The 25,739-nt window shown below is 39.9% G+C and carries 16 protein-coding genes and 1 riboswitch; of the genes, 5 read left to right on the top strand and 11 right to left on the bottom strand.

The features are described 5' to 3' along the window. Nucleotides 1–245: 245 nt before the first annotated feature. Complete coding sequence (locus DPX34_RS04145; RefSeq protein ID WP_111977157.1) at nt 246–470, top strand: hypothetical protein; 225 nt, start codon at nt 246–248, stop codon at nt 468–470. A 578-nt stretch (nt 471–1,048) separates the two neighbouring features. Here the strand turns inward: DPX34_RS04145 and DPX34_RS04140 are convergent. The 5 genes from DPX34_RS04140 to DPX34_RS04120 form a co-directional block, all read right to left on the bottom strand. Continuing rightward, complete coding sequence (locus tag DPX34_RS04140) at nt 1,049–2,395, bottom strand: glycosyl hydrolase (RefSeq protein WP_111977156.1); 1,347 nt, start codon at nt 2,393–2,395, stop codon at nt 1,049–1,051. 198 nt (nt 2,396–2,593) lie between these two features. Further along, nucleotides 2,594–9,205, bottom strand: coding sequence for a cellulase family glycosylhydrolase (locus tag DPX34_RS04135; protein WP_111977155.1), 6,612 nt, complete (start codon nt 9,203–9,205; stop codon nt 2,594–2,596). A gap of 537 nt (nt 9,206–9,742) precedes the next feature. Then, nucleotides 9,743–10,639: a sugar phosphate isomerase/epimerase family protein gene (locus DPX34_RS04130; protein WP_111977154.1), complete on the bottom strand. Its 897-nt coding sequence runs from the start codon at nt 10,637–10,639 to the stop codon at nt 9,743–9,745. A gap of 36 nt (nt 10,640–10,675) precedes the next feature. Continuing rightward, nucleotides 10,676–12,409 carry a GMC oxidoreductase gene (locus tag DPX34_RS04125; protein WP_111977153.1) on the bottom strand — a complete coding sequence of 578 codons (1,734 nt, stop codon included), beginning with the start codon at nt 12,407–12,409 and terminating at the stop codon, nt 10,676–10,678. Nucleotides 12,410–12,418: 9 nt separating this feature from the next. Beyond that, nucleotides 12,419–13,048 carry a gluconate 2-dehydrogenase subunit 3 family protein gene (locus DPX34_RS04120; RefSeq protein ID WP_157964614.1) on the bottom strand — a complete coding sequence of 210 codons (630 nt, stop codon included), beginning with the start codon at nt 13,046–13,048 and terminating at the stop codon, nt 12,419–12,421. Nucleotides 13,049–13,529: 481 nt separating this feature from the next. Between DPX34_RS04120 and DPX34_RS04115 the strand changes: the two genes are divergently transcribed. Then, entirely contained in the window at nt 13,530–13,877 is a 348-nt protein-coding gene (locus tag DPX34_RS04115; protein ID WP_111977151.1) for a hypothetical protein, read from the top strand. 502 nt (nt 13,878–14,379) lie between these two features. On the opposite strand, the gene DPX34_RS04110 is transcribed toward DPX34_RS04115, so the two are convergent. Beyond that, entirely contained in the window at nt 14,380–16,824 is a 2,445-nt protein-coding gene (locus DPX34_RS04110) for a disaggregatase related repeat-containing protein (RefSeq protein ID WP_157964613.1), read from the bottom strand. 68 nt (nt 16,825–16,892) lie between these two features. After that, a riboswitch (cyclic di-GMP riboswitch) is annotated at nt 16,893–16,978 on the bottom strand. Nucleotides 16,979–17,109: 131 nt separating this feature from the next. After that, the gene (locus DPX34_RS04105; protein WP_111977149.1) at nt 17,110–17,994 is read right to left on the bottom strand and encodes a LysR family transcriptional regulator; all 885 of its coding nucleotides are present in this window, start codon (nt 17,992–17,994) and stop codon (nt 17,110–17,112) included. Between the two features lie 129 nt (nt 17,995–18,123). Between DPX34_RS04105 and DPX34_RS04100 the strand changes: the two genes are divergently transcribed. Then, nucleotides 18,124–18,954, top strand: coding sequence for a sulfite exporter TauE/SafE family protein (locus tag DPX34_RS04100; RefSeq protein ID WP_111977148.1), 831 nt, complete (start codon nt 18,124–18,126; stop codon nt 18,952–18,954). Here DPX34_RS04100 and DPX34_RS04095 read toward each other — a convergent pair. Both DPX34_RS04095 and DPX34_RS04090 read right to left on the bottom strand, forming a co-directional pair. Then, nucleotides 18,917–19,990, bottom strand: a complete 1,074-nt coding sequence (locus tag DPX34_RS04095) for a methionine synthase (protein ID WP_111977147.1) — start codon at nt 19,988–19,990, stop codon at nt 18,917–18,919. The two genes, DPX34_RS04100 and DPX34_RS04095, sit on opposite strands and share 38 nt — an antisense overlap. 26 nt (nt 19,991–20,016) lie before the next feature. Further along, nucleotides 20,017–20,994 (bottom strand): DUF1852 domain-containing protein, encoded by a 978-nt coding sequence (locus DPX34_RS04090; protein WP_111977146.1) that lies wholly within the window; start codon nt 20,992–20,994, stop codon nt 20,017–20,019. 247 nt (nt 20,995–21,241) lie between these two features. On the opposite strand from DPX34_RS04090, the gene DPX34_RS04085 reads away from it, so the two are divergent. Both DPX34_RS04085 and DPX34_RS04080 read left to right on the top strand, forming a co-directional pair. Continuing rightward, entirely contained in the window at nt 21,242–21,592 is a 351-nt protein-coding gene (locus DPX34_RS04085; protein WP_111977145.1) for a hypothetical protein, read from the top strand. A 174-nt stretch (nt 21,593–21,766) separates the two neighbouring features. Beyond that, nucleotides 21,767–22,864: a hypothetical protein gene (locus tag DPX34_RS04080; RefSeq protein WP_111977144.1), complete on the top strand. Its 1,098-nt coding sequence runs from the start codon at nt 21,767–21,769 to the stop codon at nt 22,862–22,864. 103 nt (nt 22,865–22,967) lie between these two features. On the opposite strand, the gene DPX34_RS04075 is transcribed toward DPX34_RS04080, so the two are convergent. Together DPX34_RS04075 and DPX34_RS04070 are read right to left on the bottom strand one after the other, a co-directional pair. After that, nucleotides 22,968–25,229 carry a xanthine dehydrogenase family protein molybdopterin-binding subunit gene (locus DPX34_RS04075; RefSeq protein ID WP_111977143.1) on the bottom strand — a complete coding sequence of 754 codons (2,262 nt, stop codon included), beginning with the start codon at nt 25,227–25,229 and terminating at the stop codon, nt 22,968–22,970. Between the two features lie 4 nt (nt 25,230–25,233). Further along, a complete protein-coding gene (locus DPX34_RS04070; RefSeq protein WP_111977142.1) occupies nt 25,234–25,710 on the bottom strand; it encodes a (2Fe-2S)-binding protein in 477 nt (158 codons plus the stop codon). Between the last annotated feature and the right edge of the window lie 29 nt (nt 25,711–25,739).

The following is a 25,739-nucleotide window of genomic DNA, read 5'->3' as shown; positions in this document are numbered from 1 at the left end:
AATTAGTAATAAGGAAGATGCTAAAAGAGCTTTTGTTGATGGCTTACAGACTTATAAATAAATGGAGTTAAAATGAAAAGTAAGGTTGTATTATTAAGTTCTGTATTAATCTTATTTGGCTGCGGAAGCGACTTTAATCACACATCTCATTTTGGCAACGCTCATGGGGATATTGCGAAAATGGGCAGGGCAGTGAAGGGCTTGAATTAGTCACAGATGGTTGTGAAACCGTTATTAGAGGTTTTGTGCAATTTCACCTCGATAATACTGTTGTTTTGCTTTATACATCTTACTCTATCCCACCTAAGAATGTTTTAGAGGCCCAAATAGAAGCTAAAAAAGCAAAGTTTTATAGGTTTAGTAATGAATCTATTATTTCTGACGAAAACGAAGTTGGGACTTATGAAGTTATTTCTGACAATATGGTCGTTATAACAGGCTCTCTTGTTGAGTGCCCTTTAGAAATATAAATTATGGAAACTGCTGACAATGACCTGTTTCAACGCAAGGGCGTGTTTATCTTTGTGGTATAGATTTTGTTCAATTCCAAAGCGTTTTGATCGCGGCATTGGCTTGAGGGCATAGTGGTTCTACGTCAAAAGCCAATAACAAAGAGCAAAACGTTTTGGATTGAACCCAAAGGGCAGCGCATTTGCACAATTTCTACTACGTTATCGCTCTTTTATGTAGAATTGCTACACTGCAATCGCTCTGCCTTGTATAAATCGTGCAAATACGGCTGCAAAAGCATACACAAAAGATAAACACGCCCTAGAGTATAGAGAAATTGATTGCCATTTAAACAGTGATTTTAGTCATTGGATGAGGGCATATTAGGGGTGTATTAGTAATAAAATTTAACCGAATGGGCATAACTTACTCAGGATACTAGCTCCGAGCATGCTCAGGCGCGCATATCTGCTCGTATATTGAGTGGGTTGTCGATTGAGCTAAATCTTAATCATCTCAACGTTAGTGTGAAAAATAAAAAAAGTTAAACAGACATTTGCTTAACCTTTTTGGGTTTTATTGCCAATGGGTAGGGCAATTAAAATGCCGGTAATTCGTCTAATGTGATGACACCTGGGTGTTGGTAGACATGAATTTTGTGTGCATTAGTATTGTAATGCTCACCAGTCCAAAAATTATTATTATTGGTAATGCCTTCTACGCTATTGCCGTCATTCCAAGTAGTAAAATATAACCAAGGTGCATTGGCGTCAAATAATTTATCTGGATCAGGAATATCACTGTTTTCTGTCATCGCGACCATTTTATCTTCAGTTGCATATCCAGCCGCTTGATAAAAACGGTTTGCTTTTGCACTGTAATCTTTAGCGTTGCCGTAAACATCTTCGCCGATAATATCAACTACATCATCACCAGGATACCAGCTCGAAGCTTGACCGTTCCACACCCAAATAAGGTTATTTAGTTGGTAATCTTTAGTTAGCGTTGTATATAGGTATTTCCATAACGCGATTTGAGCTTCTGCAGCCGAGTGGTTATCACTTCGGTTTCCACCCCACCAGAACCAACCGCCTGAACTTTCATGTAAAGGACGCCAGAGTACGGGCACGCCAGCTGTTTGTAATTTTTGTAATTCACTTGCGATGAGTGCGATATCATCTTTTATAAACTGAAAGTCAGCACTATTAACATCAAGCTGGTTGTTTAACATGGGTATCCTAAAGTCAGTGTCTTTGGTATAAAAAGCATTTGTTTTGTTTGATGGATCACGCCAATGCCAACAAAATGTCACTAATCCTCCTCGTTCCCAATGCGCGATGGCTTCTTCAGTTTGTTGTTTACCCGAACCTGCATCACCGCTATAGTCATAGTTCATATAATCGTATCCCATTAACGCTGGCGCTTTACCTGTATCGTTAATAACACGTTGGTACATGTCAGTATCATCTTTCCAAGTTAAATCTTGCTGGCCCGCTAATGTTTTTTCTTCGTATATTGACGTCAAATATTGAAAAACGTTATTAGTAACGGTGTTCGCATTTTCATTAATGACTTTAGATGCCAAGCTTAAATTACTTAAGTCCACAGGTTGCGGGACTGCTGAGCCATCACTCAAATGATCCACTGCTGAATTTCGAACGACACAGCTTGCAGAACCCGTCCATCCCCAGCCATCATCGTCTGGATCTTGTTCTGCTGATTCACAGAAATCGTAGGTTGAATCGCCAATTGTGATTGCAGATATTTCTTCAATCGAAGTCTCAGGTTCTAGCTCAGGTTCAGGCTCTAGCTCTAGTTCCGACTCAGGGTTTATATCCTGTTCATCAGTAGTGGTAGTATCTTGTTCTACTGTTGCTGTTTTTTCTCCCCCTTCACAAGATATCAATGCAAAAAGCATAAATGATGATAATAGTTTATTTCTCATATTAATTTCCTAAGGTTTATATTTTCATGAAAAACATGTGTTCACTTTTATCGCTATATTCACTCTTGTTGAGCCGTTATTTTTTAATGCAGCCAGTTGCGATTTTTATAAATGAATAAACAAGTGTTTTTTGAGATCAAAAAAGACCGAAGAATAAATTCTTCGGTCTTTGATTTTTATATTGTTTGTTGTTTTGGTTTATTCAAACAATGCTCGGTATTCAGCAGAGTATTGTTTCAAGATGTCACAGACAGGTTCGTGTAAATCAAGGTTGATAGTATCGCCCTCAACATTCAAACCTGGTGCGCCTAAGCTAGTAATTTGATACTCGCTTTCATCAAGCACGCAGTAGAATTGGAAGCCATCATTGTTAGCAGACCAACCACCAGAGTACACCCCATAAGGGCCAGAACCCCATTGACCGCCAGTTAAACCGTTACCCCATTCAAGTCCGGTTAATTGCCAACCTAACATACCGCCAATAGCATCTTTGTTAATCCAAGCCGCTTGGAACCAATCAGAGAATACTTGAGTACGCTTGGCTAAGCCTTCGGCAATGGTTGCATCAACATAGGCGGCACCGTCTGGATTACTATCAGGGCGCTTAACATTGGCAGGCCAGCTAAACTCACCAATGTAAGTGGGTTTACCTAGTTCTCGTCCTAATTGTGCTAATAGTTCAAAGCTGTTTAATGTTTCAGCATCGGTCATATTCCACCAAGTAGGATATAAATGCGCACTCACTGCATCAATATTAACATTTGAATTTAGCGCTTTGAGCGTTTCAAAATCGTCACCGCTGCCATTAAAATCAAATGATGATTCCATACCAATTGACACTAAGTGGTTTGGCGCAATTGATTTAATATGTGCAGATAACTCTTTAACCCAATGAGTAAAGTTTGCTAAGTTGCCACCAATTCGTGGCTCATTAGCTAATTCCCACATCATGATCGTAGGGTCATCTTTATACTTAACCCCGGTAATTTGGTTGGTATGGTTAAATAACTGAGTGATAAAGGCTTTCATATTAGCGATGCCTTCAGCAGTGTATCCGCCATAGTCACCAATCGTACCGAAGTAAGGCCATTCATCCGCTAAGCTCAATATTAAACGCATATCTTTTTCAGCCGCGAGTGCAACATAGTTGTCGAATAGCTCAAAGCTGCGGTCGATAATGGCTTGCTCGCCACTTGTCCGCTCGCTTACATCTTTGTTTAAGATGAAGCTGTTGCCAGACCTCATGTTAATACACACACCATCATGGGTTTTTGTATCGTTGCAGAACATCCAAGTACGAATTGCATTCATACCGAGTTTTTCTGCACGTTTAAACACATCTTCAGCCATTGCTTCTGGCTTATACATGAGGTAGTACTGGTTGGTGCCATTAAAGTACCAAGGACTGCCGTCTAACATAAACTGAGAACCACTGGTTTCAATAAACGATGCTAAGGCTAATTCACCCACGCGCACACCAATGCTTTGCGTTGTGCTCGTTCCTTCTAAGCCTAAACTAATGCGATAGAAGCCATCTTGAGCCACTGAGATCATTAATGGGCTAGCACCTGCATAGGTTTGGGTTGTACTACTGTTGACACTGTAAGTGATAGCGCCATTACCTTGCTTATCAAAATAAACGGCAATATCTTGACCACTTGGTAATTGCTCGCCAGATGTTGGCGATGTAATATTTAAACTACCGAGGTGTTCAACACTCGCAGACAACAAACGTACAAATCCCCAATGTGTATTGGTGTTAGCAACGCGAATACCTGTGGTATGTGTGCCTGCAGGTAACTGAGCGTCAAACGTTACCGTAGTTGGGCCACTGGCCGTAAAATCTTTAACCGTGCCGTCTAAGAATGCTTGGTTAACTCGGCTATCACCATTAACGTTATCTACGTTCAATACAATACGGTACTGACCGGCCGTTTCGACGGTGAAATCCCAACCCGCAGATGAACCCGCTTGGCGGTTTTCAATTTGAATGTAGTCAACATCAATTGTTACAGGTTGTGACGTGACACTTGAATCTACTGCATCATCAATGGTTAACGTTGTGGTTGATAACGGTGGGATCACTGGATCGGTTGGATCAACAGGGTCGGTCGGATCCGTTGGTTCTGTCGGGTCAGTTGGGGCTGTCGGATCAGTAGGGTCCGTTGGATCGATTGGGGTTGAATCTGTTAACCAGTAGTTGTCATCAATCGCGATCACGGTTGCCTTAATACCATCGGCACTGTCAACAATATCGACACCGTGTTGGCTTAAGTCATAGGCTGTGTATGAATTAGACATATCAAGCATGGTTTCGCTTTCACCATTACCACGCCATGACCAAGCAACCCAACCTAGGTTGTTATCATTCGCTTGCTCCATTAAGTAAAAATGATCGTTAGTTTTTCCGCCAGCATAGTGATTTGAACGACCAAACTCACCAATAATCATGGGTAAATCTAACCCTTTAATGTAGTCAATTCGTGTGTCAATTTCTTGTTCAGTTGACCACTCGTAGTAACCATGTACCGAGAAAATGGTATTGCTTTGTGGATCTGCATCAAATATTGCTTGAGCACCAGCGAAATAATAAGGGTTATGACCCCAATCACCTGCGTCGATCACTAATGGTACGTTAATACCGCCTTCACGAAGTTTTTCAACCGCTGTGATATAAGTGTCACGCCAAACCGTCGTATCTTGGCCCCACTCATTCGCAATATTGATCATAATATATTTTTGATACTTAGGATCAGTAACAACATCCCCCCAGGCTTCTAACCATTTAGATACCGCATCTTGCGAGCTAATGTCACCATCATAGATTGCATTGCTGTCACTACCACCCGTGATTTGGTATATACCGCGAGCGTATTCGCCGTGACCTTCCCAATACATTGGCATAGCAATCATTTCGTACTTAATGATTTCATCAAGTGCGTCACGTAATTGCTGTGCAGTTGTGTCTTGACGCAGTTGTAAACGCACTACGTTAGCATCAGTTTGCGCAATATATTGAATAGATGGGAACTTACCAGCAGGGTCGTCACCGTATTGCAGGTTAACACCGCGCATGACAAACTCACTGCCATCGGCTAAGAAGATCTTATCGCCGTCTACATAGATGCTGTCTTGAGCGGTTGCTTGTGGAATGCTATTCGCATCATTTGGATCGCTACCAGCCGCTGTTTCGGCATTATCGCCGTAACCATCGCCGTCACTGTCTAACCAATCGGTTGGGTCAATTGGGAACGCATCAAGTGAATCGGCTACGCCATCACCATCGGTATCAATATCGAATACTGAGCCATCCGAGATATTTTTTGCTTTTACCTTGTTGGTGTAATCTTGCAAAATGTCACAAGTGGCATCCCAACGTAAGTCGTTACAGTAAACAGTAAAGCGATCCCAGTCATTGTATAAACCATCACAGGTTACACTTTGTTGGTTGCTTGCTGCACCATCTGGGTTAAAGCAATAAGCTTGATCATTACCAAAGTCCATTAAGCCGGGTTTAGTATAAAGTGGAGCAGGGTCGCGGGCATCTTCCCAATAGTCCATACCCGACATAACCCATATCATTGCGCCATCTAAGTCTAAATCGTCGGCGATGGTTAACCATTCACTATAAATGCGATCGCGATCAGCCATGCTCACACCGTCACGACCATCCCAATGTTGATACGCAAACATGTTGTCTTCATCAAACTCGATCATGCGGCCGTATTCACCTAAGTAAACCGGTTTGCCACCTAAACGTGCTTTTTCAATACGAGATTGTAAATAGTCTTTTGCATCTTCTTCATTGAGTCCCCACCAATCTGGGTACATGTGTAAAGAATAAGCATCGATTGCCGGATAATCATGATCCATGCTGAAATCGGTACCTTCTTTGTATTCCAGAGGTATCGCCGTTTCTGCTTCGGCTTGTGTTGCGCCTTCAGCAATCATGGCTTGACGTTGTGCTTCTTCCCAAGGGTTAACTTGGTCAAAACCTTCCATACCGGTAGAGACTAATTGCTTTGGTGCAATCGATTTGATGAATTGTGACGTGGTGTCTATCCAATTATGGAAATCTTCACGTTGTTCATCGTTACAGCTTACACAGCGAGGTTCGTTGGCAAGTTCCCACATCATGATCGCAGGATCATCTTTGTATTTAACACCGGTTAAATGGTTAGTTCGATTAAGTAACATGGAGATGTATTCTTGGAAACGCTGTTGCGACCAATCATCGCCATAAAATTGCGCTGCGGCTTCAACTAAATATTCATAGTCTTGTTTGTCGTCGGCACCAATAGGGGCGTTAACAATGTAGTTTTGATAATCTTGCTGATAAAGCGCATCGTTAGTATTGGTTGGTGCTTTGCCTATTTCATCATACCGTTGCTTAATTTCAGCTCGATAACATTGCATATATTCATCGGCATCGTTAGCTACACCATCGCCGTCAACATCAATTGTTGGTGACCAAGCCGCATATTGGCACATGCCACCAAAACCGCCCCAATAGTTGGTTAACGGCAATATTACTTTAATGCCGCGTTCAGCAGCCTGTTGAATAACGAAATCAAGCTGTTTTAAACCCACTTCGTTATAGCGATCCGCTTCTGATACCGTATCAGGGTTATTGGGTTGGAAACAATGACTTTGTGCTTCAGTACCATTGCCAAATTCCGGATCCCAGTAACCGGTATAATCTTCGCGGCTATAGTATTCCCCGTCGCAGAAACCCCAAGTACGGAAAGAACTCATGCCTAAATTTTCCATATCATCAAAAACATCAACCGGCATTGTTGGATGTTTATAAAATGAGAAATAATGATTTGCACCGTTAGTATAAAAATACTGACCGTTTAAGCCAAAATGTCCATCATCGGTAACATAAACAAAATCTTGATGGCGTGGATTTATTGAAGGTGAAGATACAATAATATTGGCGCTTAATTGACTATTATCATTAAGCGTTACTGTTAGGGGATAATCTGCGTTGGCTAAGTTAACTAAATCATTTTGACTCACCGTTAAGGTGTTACCGTTTATGGCAGGACTGATCGAGTTACCATTTAACGTGACATCGTTAATGGTTTTACCTAATAAACTTAAATCAAAATTTACATCTGCAGGCGCTGAGGTATTAAATGATTTTGCATTAGGCGAAATCGACGGCATCTCTACGTCTGGGGTATAAACGTTTACGTTAGCGACAATGCTGCTTGCATTGGTAAAGTTAAGGCTAAACGCTTGTGTACCCGTAGATAAACGACTTAAATAATCACGGCTAAATGTGAGTGCACTTTGCGTTGCCGTGTATTCGCTTGCGGCTAAAGCGCTACCCGATAAACTAACGGATGATAAAACAGCGTCGTCTAAATTCAAGCTATACGCGATATCAGCGGGTTCATCGGTATTAAAGCTTTGAGTGTTAGGTGAAACAGCTGGAGCGGGAATGGCTTCAAGTTGTTCAATATTAACACCACGCGGCCAGATATAACCCCATTGACCACGGGCATCAATGCCAACTAAATTAGCACCCGCTGCCAATTCAAGCGTAAAGCTATGAATGGTATCCGTGGTTGTTTGTGTGCTGGTCACGCTTTCAACGGTATCGTTAACAAAAAAGTTGTTAACCTTGCTACCATGCGGTGATTGATAAACGATATCAATTTTATATTCACCTGCGCTTGGCGCATTAAATGTCCACTGCGCTAAACCTTGTGCAATATCAATATAATTGGATTCTAAAACAGCACCACCAGACAGCACGGCTTGATCAGCGCTTAAATCAAATTCGCCCGTACCCGTATCTGGATTTTCAGTAGTATCAAGAACCGTCACACTCACATTTAACGATTCTGAATTAGCCATATCGAGTTCAAACGTATGGTCACCTTCACCCAAATTTTGTAGGTAAATGGCGTCTAACGTCAGTGTTGAACCGGTAAAGTCATACACAGCCGTTTGGCTATTGAATAATACGTCGCTTAAGGTATCGCCATCTAGATCAACATTAAAGCTAGGCTCTTGCATGTTTGCAATATCAAAGCTGGCATGTGCCGGGCTAACTGATGGATTATAAATTACCGGGCTATCGGTACTAATATCGACACCGGTTAACCAGATATAACCCCATTGACTCCGTGCATCAACACCCACATGATGGGTGCCCGCTGTTAGTGGTAATTCGAAACGATGCGAGCGTGTTTCGTTATGGTTATCGGATGTCACCGATACCACATTGTCATCCACATAAAAATTATTAACTTTGCTACCATTAGGTGATTGATAGTTGATATCGATAATATAATCACCGTCAACTTCAGCTGTAAAAGTCCAGTCGGCTAAACCGTGCGCGAGATTTATATAATCATTTTCGAACATGGCGCCGTTTGATAATACGGCTTGGCTAATTGTTAAACTATTCGATGACGATGGATTTGTTATTGGATTATCAACAGGATCTTCTTCTACAATCTCATCATTTTCAGAGTCAGTCACAACAATAACTAAATCATCTTTACTACCGTCGCTAAAATAGACTTCAAATGTGTGCGTACCGTTTGCGAGCGTTTGCAAAAACTCGTTGTTTATTGTTAGTACGCCATTACTATTTGAATAATTATCGACATCTTTTAAATACCAAAATCCCGTGCCAGGATCAGGTTCCACATTAACCGATATATTTTCTGCTGTGTTTGAATTGTACTCAACTGTGTTAGGTGAAACTTCACCTGCTAGTGATTGACTACAATTTAGCAAACTCAGGGCCATTACCGCAGTGGTAATTTTGCTGGTTTTTGTTTTAAACATGTTTACCTCGAATTAGAATTATTTTGTAAAGTTGGAGGCGATCAAAGTTAATTTTTCGATCTGGAAAGAAAGTAACCGGTTACATTAATGTTGTCAAAATGTAAATTTAGTGAAACACGGCACTAAATAAGGGCAAATGTTACATTCTTCTCACGTTTTCTGTTTATTCTTGCGGTATTAGGGTTGTATTAAAGGGGATTAAGCGGTGTTACAGACTTGATACAATTAAAGTAACACGGTTATAAATGACATAATAAAATATAAAAAATTTATAAACCGGTTACATATATTTAAAATATGCTAACAATAAAAGTTAAAAATCGTAATACCAGTCTGTTTGATTTTTAGGACATGAATATCTTTTTTATAAAAACGTTTTTGACATCAAACGATAAATTTTGAACGTAGGTAGAAAGAAAGTAAGTAAAAAAGCCAAGCGACTATTAAATAAGCGTTACTATTTTAACGTAACTATTTTAGAGTAACTTGGCCTATATCGTATACATCTGCACGTATTGAGTTGATATATTTTTTAGCTTATTTTAACTCGGCCAATATTTTGTCTAACCCGATTTTTGATTGCGCGACTGATTCTAATGGGGTCAACCCTTCAGGGTAGGTTTCTTGTTCAATAACAAACCATTTAGTGCCACCGACCGCTATGTTGACCTTGCTTAAATCTAACCAGTTGATCATGTCTTGACCAATAATAGCTGAGTAATTTTTCGGGTTTTCTTTAGGTAACACCACTTTATAATGTGTGGTAACGGTTCGTCCTGGGTAACGTTTAACAAAATCAATGGGGTCTTTACCGGCGAAGGTCGTCCAACCCACATCTTGTTGCAAAATAACGTTTTCTTTGGTGTTTTTTGCTAGGTGGTCCCAATAGGTCGCGCCGTTAAAATCATTAAATTCTTTATCATGATTATGATAACCAATTTGCATACCGTGTGGTGCCAGTTTGTCGGCTAAGCGGTTTAATTCATTAATCACTTCATCTATTTTAGTTGGGTGCCATGCACGTTCTTCCCAGGGGTCGATTAAAATACTAACGCCCAACGTTTGATAAAATTTGATCGTGTTAGCAAAGTTTTCATCGTTTAATTGGTTAAAATCAATATGCGCACTGCTTGCGACTAGCCCTAATGAATCTAAAAATTGTTTTAATCCTTCGGCATCGTTTTTAAAAGGGCCAAATTCGCCTGCAAATTCAACCGCATCAAAACCCATGGCTGAAATTTGCGTTAATGTGCCTGTAAAATCGGCTTTAACGGCATCTTTAACCGACCAAAGTTGTACACTTATTTTAGGCATGTTTTGTTCCTTACTTTGCTGATTGGCACGACTGGTGTTTGCATTTTTTGTTAGTGAGCACCCTGCGATCATGATGCACAAAGACAAAATGACAATGTAGGGTTGATAGTTAAATTTCATGAGTGTGTCCTCTATATGTTCTATATTTTGTGTGTATTAAATACGTTTTTGTTTTAATTCATTAACCGCATAATCAACGGCTCTTACCGTGAGCGCCATAAATGTAAGTGAAGGGTTAACCACGGCAGACGAACAAAAACTTGCGCCATCAGTGACAAATAAATTGGGTATATCGTGACTTTGATTAAAACCATTTAAAACCGAATCTTTTGGATCACGTCCCATTCTTGCGGTACCGACTTCATGTATCGCAATACCAGGGTGGCGGTGATCATAACTGGTATAAGAATGAACATTTTTTAACCCAGCTTTTTCTAGCATTTGATGCGCTGTTTTAGCGGCATCATCCATCATGAATTTTTCGTTATCCGACCAAGTACAATTAATGTGTAATTGCGGAATGCCCCATTTGTCTTTCTTAGTACTGTGCAAAGCGACTTCATTTTCAAAACGCGGTAACATTTCCCCTTGCGCAGATAAACCAAAATACCATCTTCCTGCTTGAGTCATTTTTTGTTTAAAGTCTGCCCCTATACCATCTTGTGAACTCATGCCTTGCCAGTTTTCTCGGTGCGCCCAAGCCGATAATGCATAACCTCGTTTGTACTCTTTTTTATAACGGCTAGGTTCGTATTGAAAGTTTGGAATGTAAGGCGAGGTAGGACGACGCCCCGAATAATATTCATTTTCAAAACCTTCAACAAAACCTTTCGCACCCGCATTATAATTATGGTCCATCAAATAATGACCTAATGTGCCGGAACTATTAGCTAAACCATTAGGGAATTTTTTTGATTTTGAATTGAGTAAAATTTGAGTTGAACCTAAAGTCGAAGCACATAAAAAAACGACTTTAGCAAAATATTCACGTGTCGTTAAATCATCATTATCAATAACCCTTACACCTTTTACACGATTGGTTTTTTCATCATAAATTAAGCTCTCAACAACGCTATTAGGTGCGATATGCAAATTTCCGGTTTTAGCCGCGGCGGGTAATGTAGAGCTTTGTGTTGAAAAATAAGCGCCAAATGAACAACCTTTTTGACATTCATTTCGGGCTTGGCATTGCACCCGACCTTGCGATATATGCAGCTCACTTGGTTTTGTAAGATGAGCCGCTCTACCCATGATCATCGGACGATCAGGGTGTAATTGGGCAAATCGTTCTTGCATTAATTTTTCTGGGCCGGTCCATTCAAAAGGGGGTAAAAAGTCGCTATTGGGTAGTTGAGATAAATTATCTGCATGGCCACTAATACCCGCATGTTTTTCAACATGGCTATACCATGGCGCAAGGTCGTTATAACGAATAGGCCAATCATTACCCACGCCATCGGCTTTATTCGCGTTAAAATCAAATTCACTAAAGCGATAAGATTGTCGGTGCCAAAGTAATGATTTACCGCCCAGTTGATTGGCTCTGATCCAACTAAACCCCGTGTTTTTGTGAGTCGAGTAGGGAAGATCGCGGTCATTGCCAAAAAAGTGTTTAGTGGCATCGTTAAATGCATAACACAACTTTTGTGTTTTAAACTGTTCTTCAATTAACAAGTTATCCACTTTAGTGCGGTTAGCAAATTGCCAAGGGCCTTTGCCTTCTCCAATATAATCTTTACGGTGCTCAACAATGCGCCCACGCTCAATCATGAGTGTTTTAAAGCCACGTTCACAAAACTCTTTGGCCGCCCAGCCACCACTAATACCCGAGCCGACAACAATGGCATCAAACTGTTCATTCGTTTGTTTTATATATAAATCATCTTTCATGTTGTTAACCTAATAATAAGAGTGAGAGCCCCAAGCTTTATCGGTAGGGGAGTGCTTAATTGAGCCTTTAAAGCCCCCAGGTACAGCCTGATAATTAAGCGCTTGGGTCGCGCCTACTTGTGTTGTGAAATAACCAAAAACCATTAACTGTTTAAGTGATTTGAATGTGTCTCTATCCGTTTGCTTAAAAGGTAATTTCGCTTGTTCAAGATTATTCAATATTTTGATTTGTTGTTCAGGTGTTAGCAAAACAAACGGTTTTTGGGTTGATTGTTTTGTTTGTAGATCAATCAAAGACAATAAATCGTCGAGGTTTTTTCTTTGCTCTGTTGTATAACACGCTTGCATTTGATGAACGATAAAACCATGCACATCGAGCTCGGCCGCACTTGGTGTATCGGTTTTAGGTAATACAACATCGCAAATCGTCCGCAACAATAATTTTTGATCTTGGTTTAAATAAGCACCGGCTATTTTTTCACTATGCTCAACGGCTTGATAAGCCATGGCATGGTTAAAGCCGCTGCCATCTAATAATTGGCAAGCGACTCCTGTGCCTAATACTGCACTTAATTGATACATGAATTGTCGCCGGCTGACTTTTAATTCAGCCGTTGCACTCTCATTTTTTAAACTCATGAATATGCTTCCCATATTTAAGAAAAATGACTTAGTTATAAAAATAGTTGAAAATACTGAAAGCGCTTACAAGTAACCGGTTTCTTTTGTTTTTATTAATTATAAAATTAATTTTCATAAAGCCAGAATAACCTCGACATGTTTTTTATTTGTTAATAAATTAACACTTTAGTTAATAAAAAGGCTAATTGAAATTCGGTTTATGCTGCAATAAATTCGGCGTTGCTATTTTATTTGATTGTTAAATAGAAACAGAATAGCCGCATATAATGCCATAATTTAAATGGTAGACGCGTTCAATTTTAACTACGTTTGGCTGTTTTATTTAAATATGGCTTTAGTTAAAATAGGCCCTAAGCAAAAAAATTAATTGAAACACAAAATGAGCTTGAATTGGGCCTAAATTTAGGTAACCGTGAGCTTTATAAAACATAACGCGTTTATATACTGCTTAACAACTTTAGGAGCACACTAAAAGCCAATGGATATTTATTCAAAAATTAAAGATTGTGATGAAAGCGAACTTTTTGACCTTGTTATGTCAGATGACAATCTTCATGTTGATGGTTCGTTTGGACTCATTGAATACTTAAAACCGAATTACCCAGAACTTGAAAATCTGTATCAACTTGATGATGAAGGTGAGAAGTTACTGAGAATAGCGGAGGTGATCGTTGGTCATAAACTACTTTTTGTGACTCAGTCGAATGGTTCTGACACGCTTGCCTTCAAAGTGGTAAGCGATACAAGTTATGATCAGTGCATTAAACAATTTGGTATGCCCTTTGCCGAAAATTATGTACCTGTTTATATACCCAAGTCACTTTAAGATACAGGGTTCAGTGGGAATTTAAATTGATTTAGGCACGGCAAACAGGTGCAAGTTTAACGGGTTAAATTAAGCCTGTTTAACACAGCATAAATCAATTTAAAACCCACCGGGACGGAGCCCCTGAGCGCTTTTACTTCGTTGTTGTATTAACTTGAAAGGGGACTACATTCCTGCATTAATACGCCTAGAATTAAAATCGCTCAGGGACTCTGAACTCGTATCTTAAAGTGACTTGGGTATACCTTCCTAATTTGTGGAACTCGGCAGGTGACAAAATTGAAAGCGCGAGCCAGAAATATGCGACTCAGCTGCTATCGGAAAAACCAAGCAAAAAATGGTGGCCGTTTTGGCAAAGGTAATAGGGTAATAGGGTAATAAGGTCATTACGCTGAGTTCAGTTTAATTGATGTGTAAAAGCACAAAGCAGCACAAAAAACGCCATATCATTTGAACGATATGGCGCAGTATCCATTCATAATTTTAAATTAATTACCGCAAACTAATGCTTTTCAATTAAAAGCCTTGGGCGGTAGGCCGGTTCAGCCTCTAATGAATGCATATAGTTTTTGCTACTACTTTCACTGGTTTTAATAAAAGCATTTAAATTTTCCGCATTTTGCAACGTCTCTTTTAATAACTCGGTGACGTCTAGATAGACTTTTTTCAAAGTATCAGTATCTTCTACAAACGTGTCTGAATAATAATTATCTCCACTCAGCACGCCAGACGCGTCAACCCAGTCACCAATTAGATTTGTCCAAGGTGTGCGAGTGACATAATCGCGGTAATTACGTGTTGCGCCATCATGCGTATGGTCTCCTTGGATCCAATCGCCTACCGTTTTGTAAACCCGTAAATTAATATCGCCATATTGCTCAGCACTGTGCAAAACAATATGTGCTGATTTAATGTCTTCGCTGTTCATGTCATCTATGGGGTCAAATGCTAATAACACGTTTGAAGTTTGAGTAAACTTGAGTGTTGATAATTGTCCACGAGATTGATAAGTCCAGGTAGGCAGATAAGTATCTTGTGTTGCTTCAACAGACGAGAAATTTTCGGATAAACTGCCGACTAACCAAGTATTTATGGCGACGCCGCCATCAGCATCGCGTAACTTTGATTCAATTGTTAATGTATCTAAATTATCAAATGAACGAAGTAAATTATATTCGTTTTGATTTTCAGCGACTAATTGTCCATTGATATACCAATCAACTTCGATATATGAATTTTCAGGGTCGATCCCTTCAGCTAAAAACGTGATACTTTCACCCAATGGAAGATCGATATCCTGCTTACTGGGCGAAAAATAGGTGATTTCAGGTGGTCTATTCGCTTCAGAACCTGAAGCTGGCTTACCGAGTTGAAAGTTCACCGGCCCGATATACGTTTTTGCAATAACAACATTATCGATGTAAGCGGTAATATCTTGATTAGCTGTTTTTTTACCACCGTGATAAATATTCATCCAGACTCTTTCTATTTTGATGTTTTCAAAGCCTTCGTTTCGAAAACGAAATGTTTTATCTTGATAGACTAAGGCACCATCAACCCATGTTTCGATTACGCCATCGTTCTCTCCCGGGGTGTTCATTTTTATGTGTTGTTCAATCGCATACCATTGATTTTTTTCGAGGGGTTCACTTTGCAATATAATGCTTTCGCCATAACTACCGGGCTGATCAGCGTGATAAACATAATTTCCAATTGGGTATTGTCCTTCATACGGGTTATTGCCTTGAATTTGCAAACCAAAATGGCCACGTGCCGACCAGCCATTTGTGCCATCAGAACGCCGGCCTCCCCAACCGCCTTCATAGGGCGTATTACCATAAGTACCGCCTATACCGGGTAATTTACCTGTGTCATTAGGTAACCAATTATCGCCAAATCGCACATAATAACGCAGGTAAAGTTCTTCTAGTTCAGGGCCAAAATCCGAAAGTTTATAATTAAGATTTAATCCGTAAAATTCGCCTTGTTTAACGGTTGCAACTAAAGCTGAGCCAATTAAAGGTTCAAAATTATTGGCTTCGGAGCTCGTTGTTACTTGAGCGTTACCCGAGTAATTCCATTTATTATGCCAATTAGCTGATTCAAACGATTCAACCAATAAAACAGAATCATCATACTTCATTTCAAAATCGTTGGGGTATTGGCCCGATAAACTTGCATCAGGCACTGATTGAGTTTCAATATTCACGGCAAATAGTTCTAGATTAGAATGACCGTATTGATTTTCGGTGGTGGTTAAAACCAAAGACGCATTTAATACACTCGTACCCGTTGGAATAGCCGATAAATCAAACTGCATAAGCACTCGACTTATCGATCCATACACCCGCATTGATTCAATCACACCACCACATTGATACGTATTGGTGCGAATAACGGTATCGGCAACCGGAACTAATTGATATTGACCCAAACTTGTATCCACTATTAATAAGGGATGGCTATTGGCATCACTGGCTTCTTTACTCACAAAATCGGTTTTACTTGAAGGTGAAGAGGGCGCTCTAAGCATTAAACCTTGATTTGGTAGCTTGCCCGATACCCATTCATCAACTAATTGGGTACTATCAAGCACGATCTGTTGAACTGAGTCGGTGTCTTCTACATAAGTTGATGAATAAGGCACATCACCTTGTGCATTCCCCTTTGCATCTCGCCAATCGCCCGCATAGTTAACCCAACGTAAACCGGCTCCCGCATTATAAAAATCACGGTTAGCGCCATGATTAACATAAGGTGATTGGGTAAATTGGCAAGCGCCTTCGGCCCATGTTGTGTAGGTTGATGTTGCTTGGGCATAGGTGTTGGAAAATAAGCAACTCAACCCTAAAGCGAGAGTGCTTAAGGTTGATCTGGATAGGTTTACTTTGTTAATTGTTGGGTTATGGTTAGCCAAAAAAGACGGCTTATTTTGGTGATACAACATTAGATGCCTCCAAGCAAATAAAATAAGGGGAGGACTTGAGTGGCCAGCAAGACAAATCATTCATCTAACTTGGAAGCTAAGCAATCGTAGGGCATTACCCGTTAGACCTTAAGCTTTGCGTCATTAGCTTTCGCTAATTTTGCCCTTTTCAAGTCATTCAAACTAAAATGAGGTTAGTAAAGAAATCACATCAGCGCAAAAATATATAAATTAAAATCGAAGCCAAGTCTCACTTTTTAACGCTTATTAGTGCATATGACTGCATATTAACGGTAATTAAGGCTATTACTTCGTTTTTTTCGCTTGTTCGATAAAATCGTGTAAATAGTTTATATCGTGCTCATTTTTCCGAATACCAACAAATATTTGTTTTTGGATACCTTGCTCACCAAACCTAAGGCTTTTAATCGGCATTGACTGTGCGTATTGATCAACCAGCCAGCCGGGCAGAGCACACACACCGCGGCCTGCAGCCACCATTTGTAACATAATTTCAGTTGTTTCAATATTTTTATGTTGTTTAACCGAGCATTTAGCCGGATTTAAAAATTGACTAAAAATATCGAGCCGCATGGGTTCAACCGGGTAGCTATATAATACTTCTGAGCTTAATTGTTGCGGCAATACAAAATCTTGCTTGGCCAATTTATGGTTAGCCGACACCACTAATCGGTGTTCGTAATCAAATACCGGAATATAGTCTATTTTGGGTTTAAACAACGGGTCTGGCGTGATCAGTACATCAATTTCATAACTAAGCAACGCGCCAAGTGCGCCAAATTGAAACTCTTGTCTTACGTCTATATCAATATCTGACCATTGCTCTAAATAGGGTTGTATTACCCTGAGCAACCATTGATAACAAGGATGACACTCCATACCAATTCGTAATGATCCTACTTCGCCTTTGGCAATTTGTTGCAGTAGTAGCTCGGTGTGATGAAATTGCGGTAAAATTCTATTCGCGAGTGTTTGGATCCGGTCTCCGGCTGCGGTGAGGCGTAAATTGCGGCCATCTTTTTTCCAAATGGGCGTTGCGAGCTGGCCTTCTAATTTTTTGATACTATGGCTTAAAGCCGACTGAGACAAATGCAATGAATCAGCTGCTTTGGTTAGTGTTCCCTGTTCTTTTATTGCCGTTAAAATTTCGAGATGGATCCTTTCCAACATGAGTTAACTCCAGTCTTTTTCTTAATGATGAATATTATTCATTAATCAATGAATTTATATCACTTTTACTCATCAAACAAATGTATTTACAATCTATGGTTTTGTCGCTAATTAAAATAGAAACCTTTAATGAATCTTATTGAATTTATCACTCAAAATATAACGACCTTTTTTGCGTTGGTTACCACAGGCATATTTGCTGGCCTGTTGGCTGGCTTATTAGGTGTGGGCGGCGGTATTGTTGTCGTGCCCGTGCTCTTTTTCTTGTTTCAGGGCTTTGGTGTATCAGCCGAATCGGCCATGTTAGTGGCAACGGCAACGTCACTTGCCACTATCGTTCCTACCTCCCTGAGTTCTATTCGTTCACATCATCAAAAAGGAAATGTGGATTTTGACCTGCTCAAACGCTGGACTCTATTTATTTTACTGGGGGTCTTGGCCGGTAGTTGGCTGGTTACCCGTGTAAATGGTTCTTTTCTTTCGCTTTTATTTGGTTTAATTGCCTGTCTGTCGGCACTCAATATGTTATTCCGAACCGGAAAGTCGGCTTTGTATTCACAATTACCTAATACCACTGGGCAAACGGTTATGGGCTGTAGCATTGGTTTTTTTAGTTCTATGGTTGGCATTGGCGGTGGTACGCTTTCTGTGCCATTGCTCACCTTATATAATTACCCTGCACATAAAGCAGTGGGTACAGCGGCAGCCATCGGCTTGGTTATTTCATTACCGGGTGCATTAACCATGTTGGTTTTAGGCACTGCACCTGTCGATGCCCCCGTAGGGACAATCGGCTTGGTTAATGTAATGGCTTTAGCTTGTATTGTACCTTTAACCGTTTTATTTGCGCCTGTTGGTGCATCACTGGCGGCTAAATTAGATGCAGCAAAACTCAAAAAAATATTTGCTTTTGTTTTGCTGTTTACTGGACTTCGCATGTTGGGGCAATTTTTTCTTTAGCCAGTTCTTTTCTAACGATATCGGCACCTGCACTTAAGGCATTGAGCTTTCCTTTTGCTACGTCTCTTGGTAAAGGTGCCATACCACAGTTAGTACAAGGATAGAGTTTGTCTGCATCAACGTATTTAAGCGCCGCTCTTAAGGTATTAGCCACTTCTTCTGCTGATTCAATGTTATTGCGGGTTACATCGATCGCCCCGACCATGACTTTTTTGCCGCGGATCAGCTCAAGTAATTCAATCGGTACATGTGAGTTGTGACATTCGAGCGAAATAATATCGATGCTCGATTGCTGCAATTTCGGAAATATATCCTCGTATTGTCGCCATTCTGAGCCTAATGTTTTTTTCCAATCTGTGTTGGCTTTAATGCCATAACCGTAACAAATATGCACTGCTGTTTCACATTTAAGTCCTTCAACTGCACGTTCTAAACACGCTATGCCCCAAGCATTAACGTCATCAAAAAATACGTTAAATGCGGGTTCGTCAAATTGGATAATATCAACACCTGCGGCTTCTAATGCTTTCGCTTCTTGATTAAGAATGTTAGCAAATTCCCAAGCGAGTTTTTCACGGCTATTGTAGTGTGCATCAAAAAGCGTATCGACCATCGTCATCGGGCCGGGCAATGCCCATTTTATTGGCTGATTAGTTTGTTGGCGTAAACGCTTAGCATCTTCAGCAAAAACAGATTTAGCCAGCGAAACATCAGCCACAACAGTCGGTACGCTAGCATCATAACGATCACGAATTTTAACTGTTTGTTTATGTTCAAAATCAACACCCGACAGATGTTCAATAAATGTAGTGACGAAATGCTGACGGGTTTGTTCGCCATCACTCACAATATCGATACCGGCGAGTTGTTGGTCTTGCAACGACAAACTTAAGGCATCTTGTTTTCCATCAACTAATTCATCACCTTGTAATTTCCAGGGTGACCAGAGGGTTTCAGATTGGGCTAACCACGAAGGCTTAGGCAAGCTGCCGGCTGTTGAGGTGGGCAGTAATCTTTTTTGAGTAGCTTTTTTCATCGTAAATGTTGTCCCTGTTATTTGAGTTAAAGCGCGTAATTAGTCGACCAATGTTCAAGCAAGCTTTGATAAGGTTTTATAAAATGCGCTTCAGCAAATTTACCTTGTTTAACGGATAATCGACTGCGCTCTTCTCGGTCGTAAACTATTTGTGTTAACGAATGATCTTGATTGTGTAAATTGGGTTGATAGATGTTTCCGGCTACCGCATTGGCATTGTAAATTTCGGGTCGATAAATTTTTTGAAATGTCTCCATTGTGCTAATCGTACTAATTAACTCAAGGTTACTGTAATCGTTAAGTAAATCGCCAAAAAAATAAAAAGCCAAAGGCGCGACACTTTTGGGTGGCATAAAATAACGCACATTTAAGCCCATTTTTTTAAAATATTGCTCAGTTAACGATGATTCATTGGCTTGATATTCAAACCCTAACAGAGGGTGTTGATTGTCTGTGCGACGATAAATTTTGTTGTCTGAAACACTTAAACAAATCACGGGACGTTTTTTGAAGTGCTTTTGGTAAGTTGTTGAATTGATGAAATGTTTAAAAAGTTTGCCATGTAACTCGCCAAAATTTTCAGGCGTACTAAATTGCTTTTTCCCTCGGTTATGATCGCCCAATAACACACTAAAATCATAATCGCGTACATACGATGAAAAATTATTGCCAACAATGCCTTCAATACGCTCATTAATTTTGTGATCAAAAATATTGGTTTTTAAAACCTCAATAGACGGAAACGCTTGACCACTACCTTCGATATCAATATCAACTGAAACAATCTCAAGTTCAACGGTATAACGATCACATTTAGGGTTATCCCAATAAGCCAATGCGTTAAAGCTATTATTAATCATGGTTAATGCATTACGTAAATTTTGTTGGCGGCGATCGCCGCGTGCTAAATTGGCAAAGTTGGTGGTAATACGTGTATTGTCAGAAGGATGATAATTTTCATCGAGACAAACGCTTTTAATGGTAAAGCTAAAATTTTTATTCATGATGCCTGCACTCTGTTTTGTTATTGTTGCTAAGTAACCTGTCGTGTTGGGTAATTTATACGTGGTTAATTACATGAATAAAAATGGTTATATTTCATTGATTCATGAAATTAATTCATGTTTTTTGTGATTAAAGCCCAAACTATCTACTTCGTCTGTCATTGAATGTGTCAAGTTGTAGATACTGATTACTGATTACTGATTACTGATTACTGATGAAGGATTGTTAAGTTGGTGCGATTATGTTTTGTCTGGAATTTTAGTAGAAGTCACGAAGGTGAATAAACTTTTAGATTTTAAATTTTTATATAAAAATGTATTGGTTCCAACTATAAATTTGGGAGTTGATAGAGGTTATCTTAACAAAGATGAGGCTAAAGTTTTAAACATGGGTATTTCAAAACAAAAGTTTAAAGCTAATGAGTTAGATGATGCATTTGATGGGTTAACAAGTAGGCAAAAAACGCATTTAATACCAAAAATGAAGGATTCGGGTTTTAGAAAAAGAACAATTCATCCCATCTATAGTCAAAGCGATCGGGTTTTAGGGGCAGCCGTCAAGCTTCGAGACCCCATGAGCATATGCTCTACTATGTGATTGGGGCGAGTAAGCGCTGACAATAAACCATAAAACCTGAGCGAGAAGACTATATTAATACGTAGTGTATAAGTTGTTTAAGCGGATTACTTAATGAGCTCTGTGATTAAGGGCTCATTTTTATGCTATAAATGTTCATTAAAATTATACTTGTGACGATATTTTGGACATAGAATGAATAAACGGGAACAGGATAAAAATCAATATCGTAAATATTTGTTATTTATCATCTTGGTTATTTTGACCGTGAGTTTACTTCGTTTTTTACTTAATCCGAATCCCCCCTCGCAAAAATCGATAAATGAAAACAACGATACGGTTACTCTTCAGCATCAACAAACTCGACACACGCGTGACCAGCTGCTAACAGGTCAAAAACAAAAAGAGGATAAAGAAAACGATTCTGATTCGATTGAGCTGTTTAAAGGTATATACATTAAAAAAACGCACGATTGTGATCGACCTATAGAACCCAAATCAGTCGAACATTTACGTGATGCCGTTATTGCGCTTAATAGCGGTCACATTCCCGAAGTTTATATATTTGAAATTACTAACAAGTTGACGCTAAATATAATTTCTCCCCAACTATCAAGAGATAAATGGCAGCCCTTAGTCGAGCGATTAGAACTCGGCATCGCGATATACCGAAATAGGTTTGATTTAACCCTCAATAGGCATTATGACTTCAATATGGTCGTGGTTTCAAAAGTTGATGAGTACAAAGCGTTTTTGGATAGCTTAAATATCCATTTACCCAATTCTAGCGGGGTATACATACACGATACCAATACCTACGTTGTTTCGTATACCGAAAATGAGGTTGATGAATTAATCAATGTTGCTGTTCATGAGTCAACGCATAGGCTTAATCATGTGTTAATTGGAAAGATGACCCGGTACCTAAATGAAGGTTTAGCTAAAGCATTTCAACATATTAAAAGGGTTAAAATAACGCTTGATGAGCAAGGAGGAAAGACTTTACATTGGGAATGGGATGGTTATTCTAAAGATACACAAATAATGTCTATTGGATCCTTATTTAACTCAGAAAGTGGTTGGGATCTTGAAAGTCCTACTATCCACCAACTGTATTATTCTGCCTTCAAATTCGTACAATATTTTTTTTCGCCTGCATTGTCGCCGACCCTAAAAAAACAATTACAATCAGAGGCTCATAACAAATGTGACATTATAGATAACCATGAAGAAATATTTCAAACTGCATCTGATGAGCACGATCCTATTTTTGAAAACTGGGCTCAGTTGTAGTTGTTTATACGTTATTTAAACGCTATTTAAACATAAGATCCCCACTGTGTTTATTAAACGACAGTGGGTAATGTGTTAAAGTTTTAACTTACGTTTTTGTCATCTAAACCGTTAAATATTGGTTTAACGGTAAATCTCGATAGCGTTGCCCTGTAGCCGCAAAAATGGCATTACAAATACTCGGCGCAACAGGCGGCACACCGGGTTCACCCACACCGCTAGGAACATTCTCGGTAGGGTTTAATAAATGCACGGTAATGTTGGGGGCTTGTGGCATGCGAGTTACCGGGTAATCATGAAAATTTGATTGCACAACTTGGCCTGCTTTAATATCAATTTTGCCCATGAGCGCAATAGATAAGCCAAATATCATCGCGCCTTCCATTTGTGCTTTAATGCGATCAGGGTTAATGGCTAAGCCACAATCGACTACACAATGGATCTCATCAACCGAAAGCTTATTATTAACCACCGATACTTTACTGGCTACCGCAATATAACTGACAAAACTACGATGCACCGCAATTCCCCAGCCTTGATTATTTGGCAGTGTTTGATCAATGGGTGTTTGCTTAATTAAGTGTTGCAACACTTCACGATAACGTTTAGTCGAGTAGGGGTGACGTTCTAGTTTTTCTGAATAATTAGTAAAACTAAAGCCAAATTCCTCTTTATGATTAACATTACGATCAGCCCCTAACGCTTTTAGCATGACTTCGGCAGTGGGTTTATTTATTTTGTGCGCAATTTCATCTAAAAAGCAGTTCAAGGCAAAGGCATGCTGAATATTACAAACCGAGCGCATCCAACCGATCCTAACGGGCGCTTTTGCTTCTGCTTTTTCCATTAATACATGGTCAAAATCATAAGCTAAATCGCCAAAGCCTAGGCTAAGCTCAAAATCTTGGGGTGTGTGTTTGTCGTTATTAAACGTAGAGGCGATAGTTGGATACACGGTTTGTTGATGCCACGTTGTGATATTGCCTTTATCATCAATACCGGCTTTGATATTTTCTAATGCGCCTGCATGATAATAACCTTGTTGAATATCATCTTCTCGGCTCCAAACAACTTTAACCGGCTGTTGTGTCTTGTGCGCTAAAAATACGGCTTCGTTACTAAAATCGGGTTTTGATTTTCGGCCAAACGCGCCACCCAGTAACGTGGGTTCAACCACAAACATATCCGCAGGTAAATTCATCATAGCGGCGGCGCTGTTCATGGTTGATTGCGGATCTTGAACACAAGCCCATATTTCGCATATACCATCGTGAAACCACGCTGTTGCCATAGGCGGTTCCATAGGCGCATGGACTAAATACGGGGTTTTATAACGGGCCTCTACCAGCGTTTTAGCTGATAAAAATCCGTTTTTCACGTCGCCTTTTTTCGCCACAAATATCGGTTTTTGGTTTAAATTATTTTTATAAGTTTCGAATTCTTGATCTGAATTTATATGCTGTTTTTCACCGAGGTCCCACTGTATTTCTAGCAATTTTCGGCCTTGCATCGCTGCCCACGTATTGGTGGCTAATACGGCTACACCGGCTAACGGAAAAAACGAGACAACATCGCGTGTGGCGGGCATTTCGATAACCTTAACCACTCCGGGCACGGCTAACGCTTTTTCGGCATTAAACGAACTGACTTTGCCATGTAAAACCGGGCACCGTTCAATCGATGCAATCAACATATTCGGCAGCGTTTTATCAACGCCATAATTGGCTTTGCCCATCGTCATTTCTTTGAGATCAACAATGGGAACGGGCTTGCCAATTAATCGATATTGCTCTGGGGCTTTAAATTTTAGTGACTTTATGTCGGGTACAACTTGCTTGCTGGCGAGTTCAGCGAGGTCGCCGTAAGCTAATTTTGCTTGTGTATTTTTGTTGATAATGTAGTTTTCTTTAGCGTATACCGCTTCAATAGGCACTTGCCAATATTGGGCGGCGGCTTGCTCGAGCATCATGCGGGCAGACGCCCCCATTTCTCTTAATTTTTCAAAAAATAGCCGAATACTGGTAGAGCCATCGGTATTTTGGTTGCCATAGGCTTTGTTACCTAAGCCTTGTATCACTTTCACTTTTTGCCAATCGGCTTCGAGTTCTTCAGCGACAATTTGCGGTATACCGGTTTTTGAACCTTGACCCATTTCAACCCGGTGACTGACAATTTCAACCGTACCATCGGCTTGGATCGCCACAAATAAATTTAAGCGGTCAGATTTTGCTAACCCACTATTAATGGCATTTTGCGCTATTTTTGATTGCGCTTGTTCGGTTGTGTTACACCCTAATATTAAGCCACTGCCCATAATACCCGAGTAAGTTAAAAATTCGCGACGTGATAATTTAACCATATCCATGCTGTTATGCTCCTTTTATCAACGCAACCGTTGCATCTTTTATTGCTTGTTTAATGCGAGGGTAAGTGCCACAACGACAAATATTTCCAGCCATGTGATTATCTATTTCTTCATCGGTTGGTGTGGTGTTTTTTTCTGCTGAACGTTCGATTAGTGGTAAGGCATTCATTATTTGACCTGATTGACAGTAGCCACATTGCGGTACGTTATTTTCTTGCCAAGCGATTTGAATAACATGATCACCTTTGTCACTAACGCCTTCGATGGTTTTTATTTTGCTATTTTTAGCTAAGGCAACCGGTGTTATGCACGATCGTATCGGTTGACCATTTATATGAACCGTACAAGCACCGCACAAACCTTTACCACAACCAAATTTGGTGCCGGTATACTGCATTAAGTCACGTATTGCCCATAACAAGGGCATTTCGTCTGGTGCATCGATTTGGTGGTCTTGGTTATTTACATTGAGTGTAATCATTGTTTGAACTCTATTTTTTATTAGTTTGG

The sequence above is a fragment of the Algibacillus agarilyticus genome, from assembly GCF_003286125.1.
GTDB classification, from domain to species: Bacteria; Pseudomonadota; Gammaproteobacteria; order Enterobacterales; family Alteromonadaceae; genus Algibacillus; species Algibacillus agarilyticus.
The sequence above is the reverse complement of the archived record's forward strand: the minus strand, read 5'-3'. Positions and strand labels throughout refer to the sequence as shown.